Annotated in this window: 15 protein-coding genes; 6 read left to right on the top strand and 9 right to left on the bottom strand. The window is 68.5% G+C overall.

From position 1 onward, the window contains the following. Positions 1-8 precede the first annotated feature (8 nt). A complete protein-coding gene (gene lysX / locus H0B56_RS01120; protein WP_180891040.1) occupies positions 9-1,505 on the top strand; it encodes a bifunctional lysylphosphatidylglycerol synthetase/lysine--tRNA ligase LysX in 1,497 nt (498 codons plus the stop codon). 186 nt (positions 1,506-1,691) lie between these two features. Next, positions 1,692-2,294 (top strand): TMEM165/GDT1 family protein, encoded by a 603-nt coding sequence (locus tag H0B56_RS01115; protein WP_180891039.1) that lies wholly within the window; start codon positions 1,692-1,694, stop codon positions 2,292-2,294. A 24-nt stretch (positions 2,295-2,318) separates the two neighbouring features. Here H0B56_RS01115 and H0B56_RS01110 read toward each other — a convergent pair whose 3' ends face one another. After that, on the bottom strand, positions 2,319-2,948 hold the full coding sequence (locus H0B56_RS01110) for an IclR family transcriptional regulator (protein ID WP_180891038.1): 630 nt from the start codon (positions 2,946-2,948) through the stop codon (positions 2,319-2,321). 7 nt (positions 2,949-2,955) lie between these two features. After that, positions 2,956-3,810 carry a hypothetical protein gene (locus H0B56_RS01105; RefSeq protein ID WP_343063749.1) on the bottom strand — a complete coding sequence of 285 codons (855 nt, stop codon included), beginning with the start codon at positions 3,808-3,810 and terminating at the stop codon, positions 2,956-2,958. An 84-nt stretch (positions 3,811-3,894) separates the two neighbouring features. Between H0B56_RS01105 and H0B56_RS01100 the strand changes: the two genes are divergently transcribed. Continuing rightward, positions 3,895-5,079, top strand: a complete 1,185-nt coding sequence (locus tag H0B56_RS01100) for a homogentisate 1,2-dioxygenase (RefSeq protein ID WP_180891037.1) — start codon at positions 3,895-3,897, stop codon at positions 5,077-5,079. 46 nt (positions 5,080-5,125) lie between these two features. Beyond that, the gene (locus tag H0B56_RS01095; protein WP_180891036.1) at positions 5,126-5,602 is read left to right on the top strand and encodes a hypothetical protein; all 477 of its coding nucleotides are present in this window, start codon (positions 5,126-5,128) and stop codon (positions 5,600-5,602) included. Positions 5,603-5,725: 123 nt separating this feature from the next. Here H0B56_RS01095 and H0B56_RS01090 read toward each other — a convergent pair whose 3' ends face one another. Further along, complete coding sequence (locus H0B56_RS01090; RefSeq protein ID WP_343063706.1) at positions 5,726-7,453, bottom strand: BCCT family transporter; 1,728 nt, start codon at positions 7,451-7,453, stop codon at positions 5,726-5,728. Positions 7,454-7,840: 387 nt separating this feature from the next. Here H0B56_RS01090 and H0B56_RS01085 point away from each other — a divergent pair, with 387 nt between their 5' ends. After that, on the top strand, positions 7,841-8,626 hold the full coding sequence (locus H0B56_RS01085; RefSeq protein ID WP_180891034.1) for a CPBP family intramembrane glutamic endopeptidase: 786 nt from the start codon (positions 7,841-7,843) through the stop codon (positions 8,624-8,626). Between the two features lie 184 nt (positions 8,627-8,810). Beyond that, positions 8,811-9,359, top strand: coding sequence for a ferritin (locus H0B56_RS01080; RefSeq protein WP_180891033.1), 549 nt, complete (start codon positions 8,811-8,813; stop codon positions 9,357-9,359). Positions 9,360-9,483: 124 nt separating this feature from the next. Here H0B56_RS01080 and H0B56_RS01075 read toward each other — a convergent pair whose 3' ends face one another. From H0B56_RS01075 to H0B56_RS01050, 6 genes are all read right to left on the bottom strand, one after another. Next, complete coding sequence (locus H0B56_RS01075; RefSeq protein WP_180891032.1) at positions 9,484-10,332, bottom strand: hypothetical protein; 849 nt, start codon at positions 10,330-10,332, stop codon at positions 9,484-9,486. A gap of 37 nt (positions 10,333-10,369) precedes the next feature. After that, the gene (locus tag H0B56_RS01070; protein ID WP_180891031.1) at positions 10,370-10,864 is read right to left on the bottom strand and encodes a SigE family RNA polymerase sigma factor; all 495 of its coding nucleotides are present in this window, start codon (positions 10,862-10,864) and stop codon (positions 10,370-10,372) included. Positions 10,865-10,941: 77 nt separating this feature from the next. Then, entirely contained in the window at positions 10,942-11,844 is a 903-nt protein-coding gene (locus tag H0B56_RS01065; RefSeq protein ID WP_180891030.1) for a DUF5926 family protein, read from the bottom strand. 79 nt (positions 11,845-11,923) lie between these two features. Next, positions 11,924-12,688, bottom strand: a complete 765-nt coding sequence (locus tag H0B56_RS01060; RefSeq protein ID WP_343063705.1) for a DUF4328 domain-containing protein — start codon at positions 12,686-12,688, stop codon at positions 11,924-11,926. Positions 12,689-12,845: 157 nt separating this feature from the next. Next, positions 12,846-13,220, bottom strand: coding sequence for a rhodanese-like domain-containing protein (locus tag H0B56_RS01055; protein ID WP_343063704.1), 375 nt, complete (start codon positions 13,218-13,220; stop codon positions 12,846-12,848). 63 nt (positions 13,221-13,283) lie between these two features. Next, on the bottom strand, positions 13,284-15,077 hold the full coding sequence (locus H0B56_RS01050) for a sodium:solute symporter family transporter (protein WP_180891028.1): 1,794 nt from the start codon (positions 15,075-15,077) through the stop codon (positions 13,284-13,286). Between the last annotated feature and the right edge of the window lie 16 nt (positions 15,078-15,093).

The raw sequence follows: 15,093 nt of genomic DNA, 5'->3' as shown, positions 1-15,093 counted from the left end.
CTCGGCACGTGACTGAGGCGCATGAGGACTTCGCCGACGACCTGCCCGAACAGATGCGGATCCGGCGGGAGAAGCTGGACCGGCTGCGCCAGGCGGGTGTCGACCCCTACCCGGTGGGCTACGACCGCACGACCTCGATCGCCGAGGTCCGCGAGGGCCACGAGCACCTCGAGCCCGACAAGGGCACCGGGCAGCGCGTCGCCGTAGCCGGGCGGATCATGCTCTACCGCACCAGCGGGAAGCTCTGCTTCGCCACCATCCGGGACGCTTCCGGGTCCATCCAGATCATGCTCTCGCTGGACAAGATCGGTGCCGAGTCACTGGAGTCCTGGAAGGCCGACATCGATCTCGGCGACCACGTGGGGGTCGAGGGCGAGGTCATCACGTCCAAGCGAGGCGAGCTGTCGGTGCTGGCCGACAGCTGGACGCTCACCGCCAAGTGCCTGCGGCCGCTGCCGGAGAAGCACAAGGGGCTCACCGACCCCGAGGCCAGGGTGCGGCAGCGCTATGTCGACCTGATCGTCAACCCCGAGGCACGGCAGATGGTCACGCACCGCTCCCACGCGGTGCAGGCACTGCGGAACGGGCTGGTGCAGCGGGGGTTCGTGGAGGTCGAGACCCCGATGCTGCAGCAGATCCACGGCGGCGCGGCCGCGCGGCCGTTCACCACCCACATCAACGCCTACGATCTGGACCTGTACCTGCGCATCGCACCGGAGCTGTTCCTGAAGCGGCTCGTGGTCGGCGGGATCGAGCGGGTCTTCGAGATCAACCGGAACTTCCGCAACGAGGGGGCGGACTCCACGCACAACCCCGAGTTCACGATGCTGGAGTTCTACCAGGCCTACGGGGACTACGCGACCGGTGCGAGGCTGACCAGGGAGCTCATTCAGGAAGCCACCCGGGCCGTGTTCGGTGACACCGTGGTTCCCACCAGTCACGGCGAGATGGACCTCGGTGGCGAGTGGCCCTGGGTAACCCTCTACGGCTCGGTGTCCGAGGCACTCGGCGAGGAGATCACCCCGCGCAGCCCGGTGGAGCTGCTACGCAAGCACGCCGACTCGCGGGACATCTCGTGGGATCCCGCGTGGGGCCAGGGCAAGCTCACCGAGCAACTCTTCGAGGAGCTGGTGGAACGCGACCTCCACCAGCCGACGTTCGTGCGCGACTTCCCGAAGGAGACCAGCCCGCTGACCAGGCAGCACCGCGACGACCCGCTGCTGACCGAGAAGTGGGACCTGATCGGCTTCGGCATGGAGCTCGGCACCGGCTACTCGGAGCTGGTCGACCCGGTGGAACAGCGCAACCGGTTGACCGAGCAGTCCCTGCTTGCCGCCGGTGGCGACCCGGAGGCCATGCAGCTCGACGAGGATTTCCTGCGCGCCCTCGAGTACGGGATGCCGCCGTCGGCAGGCGTGGGCATCGGCATCGACCGGCTGCTCATGGGCTTCACCGGAAAGGGCATCCGGGAGACGATCCTGTTCCCGATGGTCAAACCCACCTGACCCGCGCCTCGGCCGCAAGCTGAATGACGCTTTCACTCCGCATGGCGGACTGAAATCGTCATTCAGCCACGACGAAAAGTATTCGTGCGGCGAGCCGAAAATTGTAATTCGCAATTCCAAGAATATCGACAGTCCCCGTTTTCGCCATTAACGTCGGTGCGGAGAGAAAAAGGGGATGGGGTATTCATGTCCGCCGGATCCGTCGCGTTCGCGAGCGCGCTCGCGCTCGTGCTGGCCGTCGAGCTGCCGGACAAGACGTCGGCGGCGGTGCTGGTGCTCACCACGCGGTACAGGGCCGCACCGGTGCTGGCGGGCGTCACCGTGGCGTTCGCCGTGCACACCGCGCTGGCCGTGGCCTTCGGCAGCGCGCTGACGTTGCTGCCGAGCGAGCTCGTGGCGCTGGCCGTGGCCGCGGTTTTCGGTACCGGCGCGTTCCTGCTGCTGCGCGAAGGGCTCCGGCGACAGGACGCCGCGCCGCAGGACGCGAGCATGCAGGGACCGCGGCCGGTGGCCTTCACCCGGGCCGCGCTGACGTCCTGCGCGGTCCTGTTCCTCGCCGAGCTCGGCGACGCATCACAGTTGGCCACAGCGGGCCTCACAGCCCGCTACAGCGCTCCGCTGGCCGTCGGCCTGGGCTCGTTCGCCGCCCTGGTGCTCGTCGCCGCTGTGGCGGCGCTGCTCGGACGCAAGCTGCAGGCCCGCATCAACCATCGCTTGCTGCACCGCGTCACCGGAGTGGCCTACGCCTGCCTGGCCGTGCTGGCCCTGGCAAGCGCGCTCGGCGCATAGCGCACCGGCGCGGTCCCGGGAACGTCAGCTCAGGATGCGCGCCAGGTGCGCTGCGGCCGCCACCACGCGCGGCCCGACGGTCTCGGCGTCCAGCGTGTCGAGGGAGACCACGCCGATGCTCGCGCGAAAGCCCGGTACGCCGCGCACCGGTGCGGCCACACCCTGCGCGCCCTGCTGTAGCTCGCCCACGGTGGAAACCCACTCCCCCTCGTCCTGCCGCAGCGTGATCGCCTTACCGGCCGCACCACGGCTGACCGGATGTCGCGTACCGACCCGGTAGGCCACGTGAAAGCTCGTCCACGACGGTTCGATCACCGCGACGGCCTGCACGGTGTCGGCATCGGCGAGGGACAGGTGTGCCGTCGCGCCGGTGTCCTCGGCCAGGTCCCGCAGTACGGGTGCGGCGGCGTCCCGCAGCTGGGGAAGGACCCGCCCCGCCAGGCGCAGCAGCCCGATCCCCAGCCGCACCTTCGAGCCGTCCCGCCAGACCAGGCCACGCTCGGTCAGCGGACCGAGCAGCCGGTACACCGCAGCGCGGCTGACATCGATGCGGGTGGCGAGCTCGGAGACCGTACAGGCCTCGCCCTCCGCGTCGGCGACCGCCTGCAACAGCGCGAGGCCCCTGTCCAGGGTCAGCGACCCTTCACTGCTCATCGCGTGCTCACAACAGCCCGAGCTCGGTCAGCTCCCGTGCCGCGTCGTCGAAGGTGGCCGAACCGTACGAGGCGAACAGCTGCCGCACCGCCTTGGCCGCCGGCCCGGACAGTGCCGCCGCGTCGGACGCGAGAGCCTCGGCGTCGGTACTGGCGAGCGCCTCGTGCACATCCTTGCCTGCCAGGCAGCGCGCCGAGGCCACGAGCAGGTTCAGGAAGCCGTGGTGGGTAAAGCCGGTGGTCTCGTCGGTGTGCCGGACAGCCCGGTGCAGGCTGTTGGTGGCCTTGAACGACGCCCCGGAGACCGTGCTGACCACCGAGAAGAAGTCAGCGAGCTCGTCGACACCCGGGAAGTTCTCGCTGGACTGGCCACCACACCGGACCTTGGGCCAGCTGCCGTGCTCGACGACCTTGCGCACGCCATCGAGCCAGCCGACACCGCGGCGCGGCTCGACCACACGCACCACGTCCTCCGGTACGAACTCGGAGACCCGCTCCAGCCACACCTCGTCGACGTCCGACGGCGCGGGCATCTCGACCATGCGCAAGGTGAGCAGCTCGGAACGCGACTCCACGATCGAGATCGCCTTCGGCACCCCGCCGAGGCCGGTGTCGATGATCAGCGAAAGCGGAAGCGGCTCGCTCGGCTGGATCTTGACCAGCTCGGTGATCATCTCTGGCAGCCGGGACGCCGGGCAGAGGAAGACGCCGAGCAGTCCGGCGTAGTCCCCGGCACGCGCGTCGAGGTATGCCCGCAACGCCTCCGGCATGCTCGCCGTACCGGGCGGGAAGAGGGCCGAGTCATCGACGAGGCGGGTGAACAGGGGCGGTATGCCACCAGGGCTGGGCGGCGGGAGTTCCACTGCGCTTGACACGACTGACACGCTAGTAGCGTACTATAATCGCGCAAACTGGTTCGACTATCGAACACATCTCGGGAGTCAGCGATGCCGTACTACCGCCAAGTCGGGCAGGTTCCGCCGAAGCGGCACACCCAGTTCCGCTCGTCCCGCGGGAGCCTCTACGCCGAGGAGCTGATGGGCGTGGAAGGCTTCTCCTCGGACTCGGCGCTGCTCTACCACCGCAACCTGCCCACGGCCATCACCGACGCGGTCGCCGTGTCCGACGACCGCGGACCGATCGCCCCGAACCACCCGCTCAAGCCGCGCTCCTACCGCACCCCGGAGCTGAAGTACCCGGACGGCACCGACGCCGTCACCGGGCGACGCAGGCTGTTCGGCAACAACGACGTCACCATCGGTTTCACCGTGGCGGACGCGCCCAGTCCCCTCTACCGCAACGCCACCGGGGACGAGCTGCTCTACATCCACGGCGGCGCGGGCACGGTGGAGACGGTGTACGGAGCGCTGGAGGTCGGCGACGGCGACTACGTCGTGCTACCCACGTCGACGACCTACCGGGTCGTGCCGCACGAACCGCTCACCGCGCTGTGTGTCGAGGCGCGCGGGCACATCGCCCCGCCCAAGCGCTACCTCTCCACCAAGGGACAGTTCCTCGAGCATGCCCCGTACTGCGAACGCGACATCCGCGGACCGGTGGAGCCGCTGATCGTCGACGGCGCCGAAGGCGATGCCCCTACCGATGTCCTGGTGCGGCACCGGGCGGGCCTCACCCGCTACACCTACACGCACCACCCGTTCGACGTGGTTGGCTGGGACGGCTGCCTGTACCCGTGGGTGTTCAACATCGACGACTTCGAACCCATCACCGGGCGGGTGCACCAACCGCCACCGGTGCACCAGACCTTCGAGGGCCCCAACTTCGTCGTGTGCTCGTTCTGCCCGCGTAAGGTCGACTACCACCCGGACGCGATACCTGTCCCGTACAACCACGCCAATGTGGATTCCGACGAGCTGATGTTCTACGTGCGGGGCAACTACGAGGCGCGCGCCGGATCCGGCATCGGGATCGGGTCGATGTCGCTACACCCGTCCGGATTCACGCACGGGCCTCAGCCGGGCGCCGCGGAGGCCTCCATCGGCACGGAACACTTCGACGAGACAGCCGTCATGATCGACACCTTCGCCCCGCTCGACCTCGGCGAGGCCGCGGAGGCCTGCGAGGACCCCGGTTACGCCTGGACCTGGTCGCGCGGGAGTACACCCTTGTGAGGGACGAAGCACACCATTCCGACATGTGGCGTGGCACACTACGGCAATGGCTCGCTACGAGAACGAAGGCCAGTGGGGTCGTGAAGGATACGACTACACACAAGGCCGCGAAGGATATGACTACTCGCGAGGCCGTGAGGGATACGAACACTCACGAAGTCGCGAAGCGTACGAGGACCGTTCCGAGCCGTCGACCAGTCGATTCACCGTAATACGGCGCATCAACGGGATCATCAGTCTCGTATGTGGACTGTTCGCTGCCGTACTCGCGGTGCACATCTTCCTGTTCGTCTTCGAGGCCAACTTCGGCAACCCGTTCGCCGCGTTCGTGTCCGACTGGGCACGGATGGTCTCCCTCGGGCTGGGCAACCTGTTCCTTCCCCCCAACGAGAAGGCACAGATCGCCCTGAACCAGGGGATCGCCGCCATACTGTGGCTCGTCATCGGCTGGCTGGTCACCACGATCATCGCCCGCATCCTCCTGCCCTACCCCGACAGGAGCTGGTACCGGCGCTCGCAGTGACAGGGACCGCTCCACGGTCTTCCGGACCGGCCCCGGCGGAGCTCGCCGGGAGCCGCACGACGAAGGGGCTGTGTGCGAACGTCGCACACAGCCCCTTCTCGCGTTCCGGCCGAACGGCCGACGCTATGTCCGTTCGGTCCCGGAACCCGATCCGGATCCCGAACCCGGGGTACTGCCATTCGCGTCGTTCGGCTCCACGAGACCCTCGTCGATGAGGCTCTGCGAGACGTGCTCGGTGAGCTCCTCGCGTTGCTGCCGTCGCTGCATGCGCAGGAACGCCCGCCGCTCCAGCGTGAACGCCCGCCACGTGGAGATACACATCAGGATCATCACCACACTGAACGGCAACGCGATGATGATCGCGGCGGACCTCAAGCCTTCGAGACCGGCCTGGCCTCCGGCAAGCAGCAGCGCGATCGCCACGATCCCCTCGGCGGCCGCCCAGAAGATGCGGCTCCACTTCGGAGGTTCGGTGTGCCCGCCCGAGGAGAGCATGTCCACCACGAGCGACCCGGAGTCGGAGGAGGTGATGAAGAACGTCGCGATCAACAGCACCGCGAGCCCGACGAGGATCGTCCCGGCTGGAAGGGTCTCCAGCAGACCGAACAGCGCACCTTCCTGCGTCACGCCGTCTTCCGCGTCGATGATGCCACCGTCACCGAAGATCTCCCGGTAGAGGCCGGAGCCACCGAGGACGCTGAACCAGAAGAACGTGACGATCGTGGGCACCAGCAGCACGCCACCGACGAACTCACGGACCGTACGGCCCCTGGAGATGCGCGCGATGAACACGCCGACGAAGGGTGCCCAGGAGATCCACCAGCCCCAGTAGAAGGCCTGCCAGAAGCCCTGCCACTCGATACCGGCATCGCCCTGCATGGCGGTGGTGTCGAAGCTCATCTGCAGCAGGTTCTGCAGGTACAGACCGATGGACTGGACGAACTCGCGCAGAATGAACATCGTCGGCCCCGCGATGAGGACGAACAACATGATCAGCGCGGCCAGGCTGATGTTGAAGTTCGACAGCCACTTGATGCCCCTCTTCACCCCGGTGACCACCGAGACGATGGCGATCAGGGTGATGATCCCGATGAGCACCGCGTAGACGAGGTCACCCGGGTCCTGGACGATGTTGATCCATTCCAGCCCCGCCGCGATCTGCAGGACGCCGAGACCGAGCGAGGTGGCCACACCGAACACCGTGCCGATCACGGCCGCGACGTCGATGACGTCGCCGACCACTCCCTTGACCCGGTTGCCGAGCAGCGGCTGAAGCACCCACCGGATCGAGATCGGCTTGCCCTTGCGGTGCACCATGTACGCGATCGCCAGGCCGACGACCACGTAGATCGCCCAGGGATGCAGGCCCCAGTGCAAGAAGGTCTGGATCATCGAGAACTCGGCCAGCTCGCTCGGCGAGCCCTCGACCCCGGGCTTCGGGCTGTTGAAATGCATGAGGGGCTCGGCGACGCCGAAGAAGACCAGGCCGATCCCCATGCCCGCCGCGAACAGCATCGCCAGCCAGGACCCGACACTGAACTCGGGTTCCTCGTCCTGCGGGGACAGCTTGATATCGCCGAAATGCCCGACACCGACCCAGATGGCGAAGACCACGAAGGCGGTGACGAGGAAGTTGTAGTACCAGCTGAAGTACTGGGTGATCCCGCCGCTCACCTCACCCAGCCACTCGTTGGCGGTTTCGGGCGCGAAGACCGCCCAGAGCGCGAAGGCGACGATGATGACCACCGACGGCCAGAACACCCCTGGTTTGACGGAGTGATACCAAGCACCCTGATTGGCCGGACCGCTGCTCTGCGCAGGATCCGGCGACGTATCTGACGTTGTCGCCACCTTACGGTTCCTTTCTTCGCGAAAGTACGAACGTCGTGTTCGCGTACGAGTGCCCCCTGAAACCTCGTGACAGCGGGTAGCCCGCAATGCGTCCGCTGGCACGTTATACGAGCCGGATAACAGTCCGATTGAGCGCAGCAGCGCCATCCGCTAACGACTGATCCGGATATCGACGCAAGGCCGGGTAGGCGACCCGGGGGCATGAGTCGTTGTTCAGCTCACAAACTTCCAGTTCACAGCCCTATCACGGGCAGTGGAGTTGATCGAGTATGCGCGTTACCCCCAGTCCGGTTCAAGTACTCCACAGGCGTCGAGCCTGCCACACCAATAACTCACGGATGATCAGGTTAACGTGAGTACGTGTTGCGGACACTTCGTCGTTGGTGTATGTCACCGCGCCCACAGTCGCCACAGGTCGTCACGGACCGCCGCGAGCGCCGGGCGATCGTCATCGAGCTCGTCGTCGTGTTCGCGATCACCCTGGGACTGTCCGGTGCGCGCAGCCTGCTCTCGTTTCTCGATTCCCTGCTGCGCCCGGAACCGCTCGCCGAGCAGGAGGTCGCGCTGCACTCGCCGCAGGCGAGCATCGCGCTGGTGGACATGCTGCAGCAGGTGCTCGGCGCGGTGCAGCTCCTCGGCTGGGCCTGCCTGGGGCTCTACCTGCTGTGGCGCGCGGGCTTTACGGCATCGGCCGTGGGCATCGACCTGCGCAGGCGGGGCAGGGACCTGCTGCTCGGCCTCGGCCTGACCGCACTGATCGGCATCCCGGGGCTGGCGCTGTACCTCGGCGCGTGGTCCGCCGGACTCAACGTGGCGGTCATACCCTCGGCACTGGACGAGACATGGTGGCGCCCGATCACGTTGACGCTGTCCGCGTTCGGCAACGCCGCCGCGGAGGAGATCCTCGTCGTCGGCTACCTGCTGACCCGGCTCCGGCAACTCGGTTCCGGCGAGAACTCCGCGTTACTCGTATCGGCGGTGCTGCGCGGGGTATATCACTTGTATCAGGGAGTCGGCGGATTCGTCGGCAACCTGGTCATGGGGTTGATTTTCGGGCGGATCTGGCAACGGACCAACCGGCTCTGGCCCCTCGTCATCGCGCACACGTTGCTCGATGTCGTCGCTTTCGTCGGTTACGCGATGCTGCGTGACCACCTCTCGTGGCTACCGTGAACCCGGCCCCGCTTTCCCCGCACCCCGGCACGTGAGCGGCACACCGTGACCGGGATATCACTGCCGGGAGATTGAAGGAAACCTAACCACATTTTGATTGGGCTATCCTAACCGGAATTGAATCGAATCACTTACCGCGCCATTCCGTGGTGAATCGGCCCCGCTCGCAAGTAGAATTGAAAATATGAACACCACTGACAGTGAACCGCGGTCCAAGTTCTACGAGCTCCTACAGGAGCAAGTGCACAACGAGTTCAACGCGGAGCGCCAGTACATCGCGCTCGCCGTATGGTTCGACGCGGAAGACCTGCCCCTGCTCGCCAGGCACTTCTACCGGCAGGCCGTCGAGGAACGCAACCACGCGATGGCGATCGTGCAGTACCTGCTCGACACCGATCACCCGGTGGGCATCGGCGGTACCGATGCCGTCCGGAACGACTTCAGCGACCCGGTCGAGCTGATCGAGCTGGCTCTCCGGCAGGAGAAGCAAGTCGCCGCGGACATCGAGTCACTGGCCAAGACGGCGCGCGCCGAGGACGACTACACCGGTGAGCAGTTCGTGCAGTGGTTCCTCAAGGAGCAGGTCGAGGAGATCTCGACGATGTCCACACTGCTCAACGTCGCGAAGCGCGCCGGGGGCAACGTCTTCGAGATCGAACGCTTCCTGGAACGCGAGGCCGGTGGCCAGGGGCCCGACCCGACGATGCCCCCGGTCGCGGGCGGCGCGCTGTAGCCGGTCCCGGTGGCGCCGGTCCCGCTGTAACCGGCCCTGGAGCGCACCGGGGCATTGCGACCGCGATCCGAATGCGCCCCGTGCCGGGCGGCTCACCCGCCGGAGCCGCCCGGCCCCGGGGCGTTCAGTCCCAGGCGCACTGCCCGAGACGGTCGCCACGCAGGAACAGTTGCTGGACATCGTGGTGACTGTCGAAGACGAAACGGTAGTGCGAGTCCTCCCCCGCGACGGCATGGTAGCCACCCGACTCGGCCCGCAGCCGCGAGTAGGCCGACTCGACTTCCGCACGCGAGGAACCCGTCGTGATGCCTTCCGGGGTGTGCGCCCCCGAAGCGCTGATCACGGCCACCCCGAGGTCCTCGGAGATGCGCACGTGCCAGACGGACTCGATGCCCTCCGCGAGCGCGTACGGTTCGCAGCCCTCCGGGGGGTCGGCGTCCGGGTCGGCGAGCAGCTCCGCGTCCCGCGCCTCCTCGAACGTCATGCCCAGCCGCAGCCGGCCGTACCCGTCCGGCCCCAGGACCGGGCCCGCGCTGAACATCGTGCCGTCCTCGCCACGTTCCGCATACGTCTCCGGCCCGGTCCGCGGAGCGGGTTCGGCGTTCCCCGCTCCCGGTCCCGGATCCGCGAACGTCCGCGGTTCGGGCAGGCGACGGTCGGGCGCGTCCGCGCTCTCCGGATCGGGCGCCGCACCAGGGGGCTGCGTCGAAGGAACCCGCTCGATCCCGTCCGACGAGGCGACCGGTGGAGGCGCGTCGGACGGCGCCGGGATCGCGAACACGCCGCCGACAAGCATCAGCACACCCGCCATCGCCGCCGAGCTCGACGCCGCGCGCCTGCGGCGCCGCCTGCGCTGCGCACCCGCCACGATCGCGTCGCGCGCACCCGACGTGTGCGGCACGGCGAGCCGATCGTCCGCGAACAGCCTGCGCAGATCCTCGCCGAGCTCATCGGGCTCGTGCGGGTTGCTCACGACGGGTGCACCTCCTTTCCCACCTGCCGGTCCGCGTTCACCACTCCTCGGTCACCGCGGTCAGCTTCGTCCGTAGCGACGTAATCGCCTTGCTCGCCTGGCTCTTCACCGTGCCCTGGCTCACGCCGAGCGACTCGGCGATCTCCTGTTCGGAGAGTCCCTCGTAATAACGCAACACGATGACCGCACGTTGCCTGGGAGGCAGTTCCCGTAGCGCCAGCCACAGCGGTTCGTGCTCGAACGGGTCCGCCTGCGGGTTGCCCTTCCGCTCGGGCAGCTCCGCGACCAGGTTCTCCCTGCGCGTGCGACGCCACTTGCTGATATGCGCGTTGGCCATGGACCGGCGGATGTACGCGGTCGGATCCTGGGTCCTGCGCTGCAGGTCCGACCAGCGCGAGCCCACCTTCTCCAGCACGGTCTGCACGAGGTCGGCGGCATCGTGCGGGTTGCCGGTCAGGGCATGGCCGTACCGCAGGAGCCCGGGCAAGGCGGCTTCCACGAACTCCGCGAAGTCCGTGCGCTCGCTCGCCACGTGCAGCCCCCTGTGTGCGCTACTCGAACGGGTGTCAACCCCTCGCCAAACCGTAACCGGTCACGCCCCGGTCACACTCACCGAATGGTGATCTGCCGCCCGAGCAAGCCGTCCCGCGCACGCCGCTCCGCGGCATCAAGCGGCTGGTCGGCGAGTCCCGCGAGGGTCGCCGAGAGCCGGTCACCGAGCTCACCGGCCGGCCCGACCCACTCCCGCGGATGCGCCTCGCGATCGAGGTCCCACACCGGGACGAGCAGTCCGTGCGCGCGGAACGAACCGGCGTAGCGGGACCCGTCGCCGAGCCCGAGCTCACCGCGCGCGGACAACCGTGCGAGCGCGGCGAGCAACTCGCTCTCCGGCTCCGGGCGTACCCACCGCAGGTGTGCCTTCTCCCCGGCGTCCACCCAGTACGCCGCGGTCGCCTGACCGGTTTCCGCCGGAGCGCTCAGCAACCGCTCCGTGGGCATGATCGCCTCGTTCGCGCGTTGGACCGCCGGATCCGTGCCGGCCGAGTCCCGCTCGCCGGGTGGCAACCACCAGGAGAAGTCGGGATGCAGCTCGGGTTCCAGCGCGACGTCCGGGTCCAGCTGGTCCTGCAGGCGCTCGCCATCGACGGGCTCACTCGTGGTGTCCGGGACCGCCAGCGTGTCCCCGGTGTCGGCGTCGCGCAGCCACCGCAGGGCGCGCCCCAAGTCCCGGCTCACATCGGACGATTTTGCCTGCACCTGCAAGCCGAGGAACGCCGTGCCGTCCGAGCGGACCATCGCGGCGGCCGCGCCGGGCAGCACGCTCGCCACATGGATCTCGCGCTCCGCACCGGCCACCGGCAACCGTGCCGTGGCCGACGGCACGAACTCGCGCAGCGCGATCAACTCCGGTTCCGCGGCCAGCCCTTCGAAGGACCGGGCGACGAACGCCGCACCGCTGCTGCGACGCTTACCGTTCCGCGCCTCCCGCGCCTTGCGCGCCCCTTTGCCCACGTCGCGTACCTCCGTTCGTGTATCGGTGTCCTGGCGGGAAGCGACGCTACCCGCCGGCCGCGGCTGCGTACGCCCTCGGTCACCGGCGCGCCCACGGAGTCCGCCGCGGGCGCAGTTCGGGCCGCGGGGCGTCGCGCACGGCCGCCACCCAGCTGCCGCGCAGCTTCTCCGCGGCCATCGGTGCGAGCAGGCTCATCACATGCCGCACCAGCAGCACGGTCAACGCGGCCAGCAGCAACGCGGCCAGGTCGGTTATCGCGGTGAGTAACACGCTGTCCGCCTGGGCCTGTACACCGTCGCGCGTACGCCACAGCAGCGTCACGGTCACCAGCACTCCGTTCGCCACCCACGCGGCCCACCAGGCGAACACCAGCCTCGACGGTCGCGGGCGCGCGGTGGCGGAGTACCCGCTGGCGAGATGCTCCAGCTCCGCCACGATCGGCCCGGCGAGCACCCAGTTCACACCGGGGACGAACAGCCCCGCGGCGATTCGCCACGCCGAGCGGGGCGGGTCCATGCCCCGCTGCTCGGCGATCGCCGCCCGTACGCGCAGGATCCAGAGGTAGGAGGCAGCGATCGTGACCACCGCGACGATGAACAGCAACACGGAGGCCGAGACCACGAGCGCGTCCGAGGACAGCACCATGGACGAGTTGAGCGCGCTGTCCCGGCTGCGCACCAGCAGGACGTAACGCCACACCTCGGCCCCCGTCGCGATCGCCGCCAGGGTGGCCGTGATGATCAGCAGGACGAGCAGCCTGCCACCGAGTACCCACTGCCGTCGCACCGGATCGTCGTGCTCGGTCACCGTGCCGGGCACGCTGGTCGGCCATCGCCACGTCACGCTCGGAAAGCCCCAGCGCGGCGGGGCGGGGTAGCTCGGGGGGCCGGTGTAGGGCCTCTCGGGCGGCTCGGGCCGGCCGCGAGGCGGCGATACCGGCGGGACGGCGACCCACCCGCGCCCCGTCGACGTCGGCCGCTGCCGCGTGTCCGGCATCCGGCTAGAGCACCTCGGGGTCGGCACCCGGCTCGTCCGCGACCATCGGCCTGCCCTCCGTGTGCCAGGACTTCATGCCGCCCGCGATGTTGACCGCCTCGTAGCCGTGCGCGTTGAGGTAGGCCGTCGCCTGCGCGGACCGCCCGCCGGTCCGGCACACCACGTACACCGGGCGCTCGTCGACCTGGTCGGCGAGCTCATCCATCCGCACCGGCACGTCGCGCAGCGGGATGTGGACGGCCTCGGGTGCGTGCCCGGCCCGCCACTCGTCGCTCTCCCGCACGTCGAGCAGGAGGTAGCCGTCCGAAGGCAGGTCCGACACCGAAGCCGTGGGTACATCTTCCGGGAACACCACGATGTCGATGGTGCCAGTACACACGTTTGACTCACGTAAGGGTGTGCCGAATGACGCTTTCAGTACCTGACGGACTGAAAGTGTCATTCAGCGTTCCTCGTGGCGGCGCTTGCTGAAGCGCAGGCGCTCCTCGGCGCGACCGAACCTGGGGATCTCCCTGTCCTGCACGAAACCGAGCGGGTCCGGGGCGTGCATGCCCAGCATGAGCGCGCCGACGCCGGGCGGGACCGCGCGCTGGGTCGCCTTGCTCGCGATGATCATCACCAGGAACGCGACCGGCACCGAGACCAGGGCAGGCCGCTGGACGAGCACCGGAACCGACCCGCCGGTATACCCGGCAGCCAGTGTCAGCCCGAACGCGATCAGCACGAGGCCCCCGCCGGCGAGCATGCCAAGCAACGCACCCCGCGCCGTGAGCCCGCGCCACCAGATGCCGAGCACGAGGAGCGGGCAGAACGTCGACGCGGCGAGCGCGAACGCCAGCCCGATACTCAACGACAGGTCCGTCGGCCGCAGAACGACCGCCAGCACCAGCGGGATCACCGCCGTGATCACCGACGCCACCCGGAAGTCCCGCACGCTGCCGGGTAGCAGATCCGTCGCGACGACTCCCGCCACGCTGAACACCAGCCCCGAGCACGCCGCGAGGAACGCGGCGAACGCGCCCGCGAAGATCACGGCAGCCAGCACCTGACCCGCCACCCCGGGCAGCATCGCCGAGGGCAGCAGCAGCACCGCGGCATCGGTCTCGCCGGTAACCAGCAGCTCCGGGACGTACAGCCGGGACAGCGCGCCCAGCATGGTCGGGAACAGGTAGAACAACCCCAGCAACAGCAGGACGTGCACCGTGGTGCGGCGAGCCGCCTTGCCGTCCGGGTTGGTGTAGAAGCGCACCAGGATGTGCGGCAGGCCCATGGTGCCGAGGAACAGCGCGATCATCAGGGAGTACGTCCCGACCAGGCCACCCGCACCGTCGCTGCCCGGCACCAGCCAGCTCGCGTTGTCCGGCACGGAGCCCTCCACGGAAGGCACCGGCGTACCGGCATCGAAACGCAGCGTGGTTCCGGCATCGACCTCGTGGGAGACCTCGGACGACCAGAACACCTCACCCTCGGCGGGCGCCCCGTTCACCGTACCGTCGGCGTGCAGCAAGGTCGCTTCGTCGACCTGCAACATCACCGGTGTCTCGATCTCCACCGTGGTCCGTTCGGGAAACACCGGCGGAGCCTGAGCATCGAGCCCACCGGAGTGCGGCCCGGCCGAGCCGCTGACGAACACCGCGCCGAGCACGAACGCGGGCAGGCTGATCGCGAACAGCTTCAGCCAGTACTGGAATGCCTGCACCACCGTGATCGACCGCATCCCGCCCGCGACGACGTTGACCATCACCACGAGCGCGACGACCGTGGCACCGACCCACACCGGTGCTGGCAGCACGGTCGCGAACGCCAACCCCGCGCCCTGGAGCTGCGGGACCAGGTACAGAACGCCGATGAGCACGACAACGAAACTCGCGAACCCCCGGATCCGCCGGGACGCGGCCAGCCTGCCCTCCATGAAGTCGGGCAGCGTGTAGGCGCCCGAGCGGCGCAGCGGGGCGGCGACGAAGAGCATGAGCGCCAGGAAACCCGCGGCGAACCCGATCGGGTACCACAGCGCGTCCGCGCCGTCCTTGAGCACCACACCGGCGATGCCGAGGAAGGACGCCGCGGACAAGTACTCGCCGGAGATCGCCGCGGCATTACGCTGCGAGCGCACCGCGCGCCTGGCCAGCAAGAAGTCGTGCGTCGAGTTCGCCATTCGCGAGGAGTGCTGCCCCAGGTAGAACGTCGCGGCACCGACGACCCCGACAGCCACGAGTGCCCAGGCGTTCAGCTCCACCAGTACCTCACCTGCC

It is taken from the genome of Haloechinothrix aidingensis, from assembly GCF_013450155.1.
Classification (GTDB): Bacteria; Actinomycetota; Actinomycetes; order Mycobacteriales; family Pseudonocardiaceae; genus Haloechinothrix; species Haloechinothrix aidingensis.
This window is presented reverse-complemented; position numbering and strand designations above follow the sequence as displayed.